Source organism: Dyadobacter linearis (assembly GCF_907165045.1).
GTDB lineage: Bacteria > Bacteroidota > Bacteroidia > Cytophagales > Spirosomataceae > Dyadobacter > Dyadobacter linearis.
On record NZ_CAJRAU010000003.1, the window covers coordinates 97,081 to 108,905 of the forward strand.

The window sequence follows — 11,825 nt, forward strand, 5'->3', positions numbered from 1 at the left end:
AGCTCAGGAATTATCAGACCGGGTCTTTTGAAAAAACAAGCGTACCAGTTGAAAAGTTGCGTCACGGACTAACCCGAAAGCTTCCGTTTGCGCGGTTTCCAGGTCCATTGGCCGGTTTAAAACTGATACTGCGTAAGTAATACCCGCCTCCCGGCTCTGCTCAGAAGTAATTTGTAGTGTTCCGCACACAGCCGCAAGCGGAACATCATATTGTTGACAATGGTCCGCAAGTCCTTTCACGACCTTTCCGCTCAATGTCTGTTCATCAATTTTACCTTCACCTGTAATTACCAGATCGGCGTTTTTGATCAACTCCTTAATATTACTTTGCTCGATTACGATACTGACCCCGTCTTTTAATGTTGCATTCAAAAACCACATACAACCTGCCCCAAGCCCGCCAGATGCACCAGCGCCCGGAATTTCGCTATAATCTTCATAGAAAGTTTCAGCGGCTATTCTCGCCAGATTTCTCAGTCCATTATCCAGCGTTTCTACCATTTCAGGCGTTGCGCCCTTTTGCGGACCATAAATATAAGCAGCGCCATTTTGACCAAATAATGGATTGGTAACATCGCAAGCTACTTCAATAGAAATATCCTTTAGTCGTGGATCCGCATTGGTAGTGTCAATGTAGGTTATCAAACCGAGCGACTCGCCAGTTGGCGCAAGCTGTGCATTGTTTTTATCTAAAAACCGGTAACCCAGCGCCGCCGCTACGCCAATACCTCCGTCGGTTGTGGCACTGCCGCCGATTCCCAGGATGATCTTAGTTACGCCTCTATTCAAAGCATCTAATATCAGCTCACCGGTTCCAAAAGTAGTGGTCAATGCAGGATTTCGCTCTGATGTTTTTAAGAGCTTCAAACCAGAAGCGGCGGCCATTTCTATAAATGCCACTTTGTGATCCGAAGATAAACCGTAGGAAGCGTCCATTTCGCGGCCAAGCGGGTCTGTTGCTCTTGTGGTGACCGAGATTCCACCTGCCTGCTTTGTCAAAATCTGAGCTGTACCCTCGCCTCCGTCTGCCAGCGGTACCGTTGTCACATTCGCCTTAGGAAATGCAAGCAAAATCCCTTCCCTGATCGCATCACAAACTTCGTTCGCTTCCAGCGAACCGCGGAATTTATCGGGTGCAACGAGAATATTCACAAGGCGGTTTGAAAAAAATTAGAACAACACACCTTCATCGTTGGAGCGCGAAGGCGGTACATAAGTGTCGGTACTGTCGCCGGCAGGCACATTTCCGCATTCACGTACGTAGTTTTCTGGCTTATTAAATGGCCCTTTACGGTATTGGACCAAAGTCTGGTCTGCATATACTTTTTGCATGAACATCCCCCAGGCCGGCATCGCCACGCGACCTCCCTGACCCAGCGCAATCGTACGGAAGTGAATCGCGCGATCCTCACCGCCTACCCAGATTCCGGAAACCAGATTTTGAGTAATACCCATAAACCAGCCGTCGGAATAGTTGGAAGTTGTTCCCGTTTTGGCAGCAATTTCATTACCGTCGGTTACGCCCCACTGTCTCAATCTGCCTGCCGTGCCACCCGGATCTTCCACGGCACCACGCATTAGATAGAGCATATTATATGCCATATTAGCGCTGATCTCCTGATTTTGCTTCTGGAAAAACTCCTGCAATACATTCCCATAACGGTCTTCAATGCGCAGAATGGTCATAGGTTCTGTGCGGTGTCCTCCATTTGCAAATGCGCAATAGGCTCCCACCATTTCATAAACCGACACGTCACTGATTCCCAGACAAAGGGAAGGTACCGCTTGCAAATTACTTGTAATACCAAGCTTATGTGCATATTCAACAACCGTCTTAGGCCGCACCATTTTCATCAGGTGTGCACTCACTGTGTTGATAGATTTTCCAAGTGCCTGTCGCAGGGATAGTGACTGATAGGAGTATTTGTTATTCGAGTTGCTAGGCGACCAGCCTCCCGGCACGCCGTCAGACGGACCAAAGTAAACCGGCTGATCAGTAACGTGGTCGCATGGAGTAAGAAAGCTTTTATCCAATGCTGACACATATACAAACGGCTTAAACGTGGAGCCCGGTTGGCGTGAACCCTGTTTCACGTGATCGTATTTGAAATATCTGAAATTAATACCTCCCACCCAGGCTTTCACATGACCGTTTCTCGGATCCATGGACATCATCCCGGCACGTAAGAAACGTTTGTAATAGGCGATCGAATCGATCGGGCTCATCATCATTTCCTTCTCTCCATCCCAAGTAAAAACCTTCATTTTGTAAGGTTTTTTCATAATTTTCCACGCCGCTTCTTCTCCCAGATCTCTTTTCAGCGAGATAAAATGCGGTGATTTTTTAGCCGCGGCGGTCAGGAAGCCGGGTATTTCCTTTCCATTGTCGAAAGTCCAGGGATTTCTGCCTTTCCAATGCGCGTCAAAAAGTCTCTGCTGCTCTTTCATGTGCTCTTTCAAAGCATCTTCCTGATAGCGCTGCATTCTCGAATCAATGGTAGTATAAATGCGTAAGCCACTGGTATAGAGATCGTAATCTTTGTCGTGTTCTTCATTATAGATCTTCACCCAGCTTTTGAGGTAATTCCGCATGGATTCCCGGAAGTAAGGCGCCAGTCCGGTATTGTGACTATCGACCGTGAAGTTCATTCCGAGTGGCTTTTCCTTGTATACCAGAAAATCCTCTTCGGGAATGTAATCGTATTTCATCATTTGCGCCAGTACCGTATTCCGCCGGTTTGTCGCATTATTGGGAAAGCGTAATGGATTAAACAGCGTCGGATTTTGCAACATACCTACCAGCAATGCGGCTTCGGTCACATTCAGGTCCCAGGCTTCTTTATCGAAATACGTTTTCGCAGCAACCTTAATACCGTAAGTGTTATTACCAAAGGATACGGTGTTCAGGTACATTTGCATGATTTCCTGCTTCGTATATTTTCTTTCCAGGATCACCGCCAGCACCCATTCCTTTGTTTTAGCGATCACAATCCGAACCACCGGTATTTTACCCAATAACCCTTCATATTCTTCCGATCGGGTATTAAAAAGGTTTTTAGCTACCTGCTGCGTGAGCGTACTTCCACCTCCCGAACTTGCATTTCCTGAAACAACTCCTTTAAAAACACGCAGCAAGCTTCTCGCATCAATACCGGAATGGTTTACAAAACGGGCATCTTCTGTCGCCACCAGTGCGTCGATAAGGTTGGGAGATATTTGCGAAATATCGATTTGCGTCCTGTTTTCGAAGAAATACTTGCCCAGCGATTTTCCGTCTTCACTAATCAGCTCGGAGGCTAGCTCACTTTTTGGGTTTTCAAGAATTTTCAGATCTGGCATTCCTCCAAATAGCCAAAAGAAATTAAAGCTAACCGCAACTATATATAGGATAACCAGACCGACTCCAAGTCCCACATACTTCCATAGACGTATGATGGTACGACGATACTTTCCGGGTTGCAATTCAATCATCAGGATGTGGATTATTTATTGAAGTTTAACAAAGATAGGATTTAAGGAAATTACCTTTTACCCATAGACAGGGAATTGAATTCCTGCATTTCTTTTAACCGAGGCAGATATACGCTGGCCGGATATAGCCGCATAAATTCCGTTATCGCCTGACCGTAAGCATCTTTGCCTCTTACTTTGCCGATCAGGAAAACGCGGAGCAATGCAAATTTATCCTCCATTGAACCACCTTTGTACGCGGGTAAATTCCGCTCGATATCTTCCAGTGCCTTTACATATTCGCCTTTTGAATAAAGCATGTAAACCGCCTCATATTCTTTAATAGGGTTGCCGGAGTTACCAGCAGCATCGGTTGATTTACTGACCAGCCGGGCATAAGTTGAGTTTGGAAATTCGCTCAGAAGCTTGGATTTCCAGGAAGCCTTGTTCTGGTTTTCTTCTTCGTAGCTCAGGTATAAAAGGTAATATATCTCGTCCTTGTACTGCGTTTGGGGATATTCGCTCAGCATTCTATTAAAAGTCGCGATCGCGCGCTGTGACTCCTTCAGGTCAAATCTGTAAATTTTTCCAAGTCCGTACAATGCGGTTTCCTTTCTTAATTGTGAGTCCGCAAACTGGGCGTCGGTCAGCGGAACGTTCTTTTTGAGCAGATCGTGGGCCTGATCCCATTCTGGCGTCCCTTTTTTCATTCCCTCGTCGGCTGCAAGCGTATTTACCGCAGTTGTACTATCAGTACCTGCCGGGTTATTGCCGGAAGCTGCCTGCAAAGGCCGGCTGCTTCTGCGCCAGTCATCTTCCAGCGGCCGGTTTCCCCATATTCTTTTGAAATCCAGTTTTGCCTGATTGATCAAAGCAGGATCATACAGTTCCCAGCGACGCTCATTTCCATTTGCAAGCGGATTTGGAATGCCCTGCTTATTGGCATTCTGCGCTGCCAATGCTGCTTTTCGCTCGTTTGCCTCCGCTTCCAGTCTGCGCTTCTCCTGATCCTCAATGATTGCGTCAATTTTATTATCCAGCGCGGCCGGATTCATTTTAGCAAGATTTTGCAGACTGTCTTCAGTTGTGACAATGGTATATTCAGCTACAAAGCTATCCAGAGCGCGTTTTCTTTCTGAAACCAGTAAATATTCCGGTGCTTCCCGTGGGAGAATGGTCAATGCACTATCATAATACGCTTTCGAAACCTCAAAATTTTCAAGTGATTCGTAATTGATCCTGGCCAGTTGCAGGTAAGTATATGCTTTTTGCTGTAAATTCCCTTTTGATGCTACTGCGGCTTTTTGCAAATATCCTACTGCTTCCGGTATCTGTTTTCTGTGTTCAGCCAGCAAACCCATTGTGAAATAGATCCTGTCGCGCAAATCGTCATTTTTTCTATCCCGCAGCATCTTATCAAAACCGATCGAGTTCAGGTCTTTATTTGGATTCAATACCACTTCATTTTGCAATGAATTCATGGCAGAATAGAATCCAAGGTCGTAGGAAGGCCGGTTCTTGGAAACGCTCCGGTAATGTTTATTTGCAAGCCCATATTGGCCCAACCTGTCATACATCTGCGCCGCAGCAAAATGAATGCGGGCAGTTTCAATAGATTTTTTCAACAATGGAAAAGTCTCTTCCAGGATCGCGACAGAAGTGAGGTATTCACCGTTTTGCTGGTGGAGATATGCTTTGGTAAGATAAAAATCCCGAATGGAAGACTTGTCGAGCGGCTGCTGGCTAAGGTGTTCGGCCACGCCAAGCGCATTGGAATAATCCTTTCTGACAATGTAGGCACGCATTAAAAGGATCAATGCGTCATTTTTATCATTCTCGTCGCGACCATTGGCATATACATATCGCAATGCTTCCAAACCATCCGCCCACTGTCCCAAATAAAGTCTGGATTTACCCAAAACAATATAACTGTTATCCAGCCACTTGCTGTTCTGGTGCTTTTCTGCGACGATCGAAGCTTTTCGAATTGCATTGTCCAGCTGCGGTTTCACAGGTTGCGCCAGGATAGAATCCATCGGCAGCAATATGGGCAGAAGCTGATTATAATCTTCCTTGAACGCTTTTTTCATCGCGAACTCTGCTTCCAGCATATCCTGCTCCGCCATAAAATACGCATTGTATCTGGCAGAAATATTGTGAAAATTCACTGCTCCCGGCCTCGTACTGAACTGCGAACAAGCTGTCAGCAAGATAGAAAGCGCAAGGTAAGGTGTGATTCTTCTGATATGAGAGGCAAAACTTTCGATCACAAGGATGGTATTAGTGATGGTGCTTTTCTTCTTCTTACTAGAAAACTAAAACGGCATTTTAAATAAAACCGTATCGAAGATAATGGCATTTGTGAAATTTGGAGCAATTTTACCTTAATATTATCAACCTTCACCATGGACAGCGAAAGCACAGGGAACGGAAAGGAAAACGGGAAGCTGGTGGTTAAAAATCAGTCTTCCAAGTTTTTAAAATATTCCGGGCTGGCCACTCAGATGCTCGGCACAATTCTGCTCTTTACTTATGGAGGGTATTGGCTTGACAATCACCAGCAAAATGGGGTGCCCGTTTGGACCCTTATACTGTCGCTCACATCTATCGCCGGCTCGCTTTATATGCTGATCCGGAGTTTTTCAAAACCGTAAACCGGTCTATCCTATTATTACAAATGTTACGTACGATTTTAGCGACAGTCTTTTTGGGAATTGTATTATTCCTTGTTCAATACTTTTACCCGGGATCCATTCTTCACTCCTATATATGGTACATTCTGATCTTCTTTGTTGGATTGTCTTTTTTAGGTCACCGGCTGATGGAAATAGGATTACGAAACAACCGGGAGAAATTTGTCACTTTTTACCTTTCCTTCACCGTTGCGCGTATCATACTCAGCTTGGTATTCATCGCTGCATTTTTATATCAGGGGCTAACTGATTCATTCCTATTTGTTATCAACTTTTTTGCACTCTATTTATTTTATACATGTTTTGAAATATATGGTTTGTATCGTAACTTGCGCCGCGATTGACAAAGCATAGTATTTCAAGCATTTATGTATATCTATATCAAACGTTTTTTTGCAGTTGCCCTGGTAGCTACTACCTGCCTTTTCAGCGTTCCGGCAAGTGCCGACGAACCTACTCAGCATGAGCACGAAAAGGTGACTGAAAGCATTAATGAGGAGGAGCATAAAATTGAACATAAGCTTGAAGAGTCAGAAGCGAAGTTCGATATCGGCAGCATGATCATGCACCATATTGCTGACTCTCACGAATGGGAAATCACCCACGGTGTAGTAATACCACTTCCGGTTATCCTTTATTCAGCAGACCGGGGACTTGAAGTTTTTTCTTCTTCTAACTTCCACAACGAGCACCACGAATACAACGGTTACCACCTGGTTCACGGTGATTCCGAGCAGATTGTTCCCGTTGACGAATCCCGCAAGATCTACGATTTCTCCATTACCAAGAATGTAGCGTCAATGCTGATCAGCGCAGTTATTCTGATACTTGTTTTCACAAGCATTGCCCGTTTTTATAAAAACAACAAGAATAAGGCTCCCAAAGGGTTTCAGTCCGCGATGGAGGTTATCATCCTTTTTATCCGCGACGAAGTTGTGAAACCAAACGTGGGTCCGAAATACGAAAAATACCTTCCTTACCTGCTCACATTGTTCTTCTTTATTCTGATCAACAATATCATGGGCTTGCTTCCGGGATCGGCTAACCTGACAGGTAATATCGCAGTAACAATGACGCTGGCGGTTTTAACCTTCATCATCGTTCACCTGAATGCAAACGGACACTACTATAAGCACCTTGTAAAACCAACCGGCGTACCAGTTCCATTGTTGCTGATTATGATCCCGGTTGAGATCGTAGGTGTATTTATGAAGCCTTTCTCATTAATGGTTCGGCTTTTTGCCAACATTACTGCGGGCCACATTATCCTTTTAAGTCTTTTCGGTCTGATCTTTATATTCCAAAGTTTCGTGATCGCGCCTGTTATTTCGCTTTTCGCCCTGTTCCTCAACTTTATCGAGATCATGGTCGCATTTATCCAGGCATTTATCTTTACCCTTTTATCGTCCATGTACATCGGCAGCGCTATTGAAGAACATAGCCATGCTGACCACGGACATTGATTCTGAATCTCTTTTTATCAATTATATTTTAAACAAACACAATTATGTTGCTTCAAATTTTGCTTCAAGCTGCTGAGCAGAGCGGTGCTGGTCTTGCTGTTTTCGGTGCTGCAATCGGTGCTGGTCTTGCTGCAATCGGTGCTGGTCTTGGTATCGGTAAAATCGGTGGAAGTGCTGTTGAAGGTATCGCTCGTCAGCCAGAAGCTGCTGGTGCTATTCAGACTGCAATGCTTATCATCGCGGCTCTTATTGAAGCGGTAGCGTTGTTCGCGGCGGTTATCTGTCTGCTGATCTCGTTCAAGCTTTAATCGACACTGGACTTAGTCCTTACTTCAAATGCATTAGGCTGAGAAGTAAAATGAAACTCTTCGTGGAAGCATTAGGCTTCCACGATTTTTGAAAAAAGAGAGCTACTTACACTTAAACTCATTATTCTATGTCATTGCTTACTCCAAACCCAGGTCTTATATTCTGGATGCTTGTAGTATTCTTATTGGTGGTTTTTATCCTTGCCAAATTCGCCTGGAAACCAATCATCAAAGGACTTAAAGACCGTGAAAACGAAATTCAGGGTGCATTGGACCTGGCTGAAAAGACCAGAGCTGAAATGATCCAGTTGAAATCTGACAACGAAAAACTGATAGCTGAGGCGAATGCAGTTCGTGATCAGATCCTTCGCGAAGCAAAAGATGCGGCCGACCGTACCATTGCTGAATCGAAAGATAAGGCGGCTGTGGAAGCGCAGAAAATGATCGAAAATGCCCAAGCTGCAATCCGTAACGAACAGCAGCTGGCAGTATCAAAAATCAGAAAAGAAGTAGCTACACTTTCTCTTGAAATCGCTGAAAAAGTATTGCAGCGTGAATTGAAAGATAAGGAAGCTCAGGAAAATTTGATCGCGGAACTTGCTTCTTCTGCACGTCTTAATTAAAACATTTGATTTACGATGTCAGTAAGTATAGTAGCTGCCAGATATGCAAAATCGCTGATTGAACTCGCCAAAGAGCAGAATGTGCTTGAAGCAGTTTACCAGGATATGATTTTGTTCAAAGACACTGCCGACAAAAACAGAGGTTTGATGCTTGCATTGAAAAGCCCTGTTGTTCGTCACGAGAAGAAATCAGGTATTCTGAAAGCCCTGTTCGAAGCGCGCGTTAACCCGGTGTCTTATGCGATCTTCAAGATCATCACCAAAAAGAACCGTGAGTCGATCCTGGATGAAATTGCCAACGAATTCATAAAAGCATATAACCTGAACCAGGGAATCCAGAAAGCGACCGTAGTGACTACTACCCCGCTCACTGAGGAACTGCGTCAGCAATTCAAAGAAATCGTTAAATCCGCAACAGGAAGAACGGTACAACTTGCCGAGAAGATCAATCCAGCCATTATCGGTGGCTATGTATTGACTATTGAAGACCGTCAGATTGACGCATCTTTGAGGACCAGGTTGAATGAACTTAAATTACAGTTAACAAACTGAAATTTTTATCTGCATAATTTGGAAGACCCGGCTGCTATGCGGCCGGGTCTTTTTTTGTTCCTATACTTTCATTTTTGTAACATTCTGAAAACTGATCTCGATCGCTTCAAGTGGAGGTCTCTTGGCTACATCCTGCTCTACAAAGAAATGCGTCAGTCCAGCTGTCTTTCTGGCCGCAAATATCTTTTTGAAATCAATTGAGCCGGTACCGACCTCAGCAAATGATTGGTCACCTTTATCCATGTCTTTCACGTGCCAAAGTGGGAAACGGCCTGGATATTTCTTGAAAAGATCAACAGGATCCATGCCTGCTTTCACGATCCAGTAAAGATCCAGTTCCAGCTTTACAAGATTAGGATCAGTAGAAGCGATCAGGTCGTAAGGAAGCTGACCGTCGATTTTCTTGAATTCAAAATCGTGATTGTGATAACCGAATTGCAGACCCGCTTTTTTGGCCACTTCTCCCGACTTATTGAACAGATCTACATAGCTCTTGTATTGATCTATAGTCTTGCGCTCACCTTCCGTCAAATAAGCACATACTGCATACTTTTGACCGATTTCAGCCGCATCGTCGATAGCTTGCTGCCAGTTGTTGCTCAAACTGCCGATCGCTTTTTTATTCTCAACACCAGCACCATAATGCCCACTTACCGGATCTAAACCAAGATCGCCCAGGATCGTTTTGAATTCTTTCGGCGTCTTACCAAAGAATTTACCATCGTTGTATCCAAAAAGCTCAACTTCCTTGTACCCTATCGATGACACTTTTTTAAGTGTTCCGAGCAGGTCTTTGGACAGTTCGTTGCGGAGCGTATAAAGCTGCAAGCCAATTTTGGAAGCCGCCTTTTGCTCCCAGTTTATTTTGGAAAGCATCGGAGTCGCCAGCAGCATTGCGCCGGCCTTCATGAAGGATTTCCTCGAAATCTTTTCGTCGTAGTTCATCGGTTATTTATAAAAAGTAATGTTTCTATTTGGTAAAATTCACAGCACCTGAGGCTGACAGCTTTGTCTTAATATCCTCAGGAAGCTTCCATTCAGGCGTAAAATAGCCGTCTGTCACGATGTTTTTCGCGCTGTCTTTAAATAAGAGGAAGTCTTTGTATTCAGATAACTTGCGGTGCATTACTGGCACAAAAGGATAACCCTGATCTTCGGTCCCGATCCACCACGGCAAGCCGGAATTGACCGCAACATAATGCTTATCCATTGGAAAAACGTAAAACAGGCCGTGCGTTTTGTCAGCCGGACTCAAATGCATTGGAAGCTTGTCGGCGAATTTTGCGATGTAGGAGTTAGTTTCCTTTGTACCGAAAAGTATCAGGTTGCTGCTTTCCACGTCGCTGGGCCGCACTTCCTTGTCCGACAGCACACGAGGGAAAAACATGATCCTGCCCAAAAACGGTCCGCGGTATTGGGACCAGTTCGCGGCAGTATTTGCAATTTCCAGACGTTTCGTCAGTTCCTCCGGTGAAGGATTGTCGGCAGTTCCGTACACATACACGTGCCGCGCAGAGAATGCGTCGAGAATAGGTCCCTCCGCTCCTTTCCTTTTACCCGAAGCAGTTGCAACCGCATTAGGCGCGACTGCCCAGGTTCCGCCATTCTTTGAAAATGAAGCTGTGCTGTCGGTCTTTACTGATAGAGTAACTCCATCCAGCTTCACAGTCAATGTCCCTGGTTTGAACTTCGGATGGTTTTTTAGGTTCAATGTGAATGCGTCCAGATTTTTGGTCGTGATTTCCAGCGCATTCGGCTTAGCCAGATTAGCATCGATCTCAGCCAATGTACCATGCTGAATTTTATCAAAAGTCACCCAAAAAGACTTGTTATACTTGTAAAGCTTGCTCACAAACCGCACACGATCGGGATAAGGAACTCGTTCCGCATGACTGAACCATTCGAATATGAACTGATTATCGTAGGCACTCACCCAGCTATCGTGCTTCACGTCAACAAACTCTTTATAGCTTACCTCCACACCAATATCCTGCAAATGACTTACCCACTTGCGCGTACCTTCAACAGGTACAACCGGATCTGCATCGCCATGAAAAAAGTGGATAGGGAAATTTAATGCATTAGTTGCCAGGTCAAAGGTACCAGCTGGCGGCGCAGGGCAAACAGGCGCAATCGCTGCCCAGATATCAGGTCGGGTCAGTCCAATCCAGAGCGTTCCACCACCACCCATCGAAAGACCGGTCAGGTATGTTTTATTTTCATCGATTTTGAATCGCTTTTTGACATCATCCAGCATGTCGTAAACATCCTGCTCGGGAATGCCCTGGTAACCCGCAGTACCGCGCGCATAAACCGACGCTACGATAAAGTCTACATCGTCCCATTTCGGAAACGACCGGCTTGCCTCTACATCAGTCTCATCTTCTCCGTTGGTTTTCCCGAAAACCCGGCGCAATGCAAGTCTGTGATTAGAACCTGCGCCGTGCAGCATAACTACGAGCGGGTACTTTTTATTTTCATCGTAATTGGGAGGAAGATATAGTCCGTAAGGCTGATCAGTATCGTCTGCATCGGAGAAGAAAGATAGCACCTGCGGCCCACTTGCATATTTTTGAGCACTTAAAGTAGAGATCGTCGATACTAACCCGAAAATGAGAAGAAATACAGCCTTTATAAAATGAACCTTCATCTGCTATTTAATTATTTGTTGGTTAAATATAAACGAATTCATCATGTGAACGCAGAAATCCGGCAAATGCTTTGAAAGGCCGGTGT

General features: G+C 44.9%; 10 protein-coding genes. 5 read left to right on the top strand and 5 right to left on the bottom strand.

All coding sequences use genetic code 11. The annotated features are described in order from the left end of the window. Positions 1-3: 3 nt before the first annotated feature. Genes KOD92_RS10890 through porW form a run of 3 tightly spaced genes read right to left on the bottom strand, consistent with a single transcriptional unit; the run spans position 4 to position 5,720 of the window. Positions 4-1,152, bottom strand: a complete 1,149-nt coding sequence (locus KOD92_RS10890) for a glycerate kinase (RefSeq protein ID WP_215233610.1) — start codon at positions 1,150-1,152, stop codon at positions 4-6. An 18-nt stretch (positions 1,153-1,170) separates the two neighbouring features. Then, positions 1,171-3,471, bottom strand: a complete 2,301-nt coding sequence (locus KOD92_RS10895) for a transglycosylase domain-containing protein (protein ID WP_215233611.1) — start codon at positions 3,469-3,471, stop codon at positions 1,171-1,173. 50 nt (positions 3,472-3,521) lie between these two features. Beyond that, the gene (porW, locus tag KOD92_RS10900) at positions 3,522-5,720 is read right to left on the bottom strand and encodes a type IX secretion system periplasmic lipoprotein PorW/SprE (RefSeq protein WP_215233612.1); all 2,199 of its coding nucleotides are present in this window, start codon (positions 5,718-5,720) and stop codon (positions 3,522-3,524) included. Between the two features lie 135 nt (positions 5,721-5,855). Here porW and KOD92_RS10905 point away from each other — a divergent pair, with 135 nt between their 5' ends. The 5 genes from KOD92_RS10905 (at position 5,856) to atpH (ending at position 9,089) form a co-directional block, all read left to right on the top strand. Further along, positions 5,856-6,104: an AtpZ/AtpI family protein gene (locus KOD92_RS10905; RefSeq protein WP_215233613.1), complete on the top strand. Its 249-nt coding sequence runs from the start codon at positions 5,856-5,858 to the stop codon at positions 6,102-6,104. A 407-nt stretch (positions 6,105-6,511) separates the two neighbouring features. Next, positions 6,512-7,606: a F0F1 ATP synthase subunit A gene (gene atpB, locus KOD92_RS10910; RefSeq protein ID WP_215233614.1), complete on the top strand. Its 1,095-nt coding sequence runs from the start codon at positions 6,512-6,514 to the stop codon at positions 7,604-7,606. 44 nt (positions 7,607-7,650) lie between these two features. Beyond that, a complete protein-coding gene (gene atpE, locus KOD92_RS10915; RefSeq protein ID WP_031525687.1) occupies positions 7,651-7,914 on the top strand; it encodes an ATP synthase F0 subunit C in 264 nt (87 codons plus the stop codon). A gap of 128 nt (positions 7,915-8,042) precedes the next feature. Further along, entirely contained in the window at positions 8,043-8,537 is a 495-nt protein-coding gene (gene atpF / locus KOD92_RS10920) for a F0F1 ATP synthase subunit B (RefSeq protein ID WP_229254626.1), read from the top strand. Positions 8,538-8,552: 15 nt separating this feature from the next. After that, complete coding sequence (gene atpH / locus KOD92_RS10925) at positions 8,553-9,089, top strand: ATP synthase F1 subunit delta (RefSeq protein ID WP_215233615.1); 537 nt, start codon at positions 8,553-8,555, stop codon at positions 9,087-9,089. Between the two features lie 60 nt (positions 9,090-9,149). On the opposite strand, the gene KOD92_RS10930 is transcribed toward atpH, so the two are convergent. After that, positions 9,150-10,034 carry a sugar phosphate isomerase/epimerase family protein gene (locus KOD92_RS10930; protein WP_215233616.1) on the bottom strand — a complete coding sequence of 295 codons (885 nt, stop codon included), beginning with the start codon at positions 10,032-10,034 and terminating at the stop codon, positions 9,150-9,152. Between the two features lie 25 nt (positions 10,035-10,059). Continuing rightward, entirely contained in the window at positions 10,060-11,739 is a 1,680-nt protein-coding gene (locus tag KOD92_RS10935) for a carboxylesterase family protein (RefSeq protein WP_215233617.1), read from the bottom strand. Between the last annotated feature and the right edge of the window lie 86 nt (positions 11,740-11,825).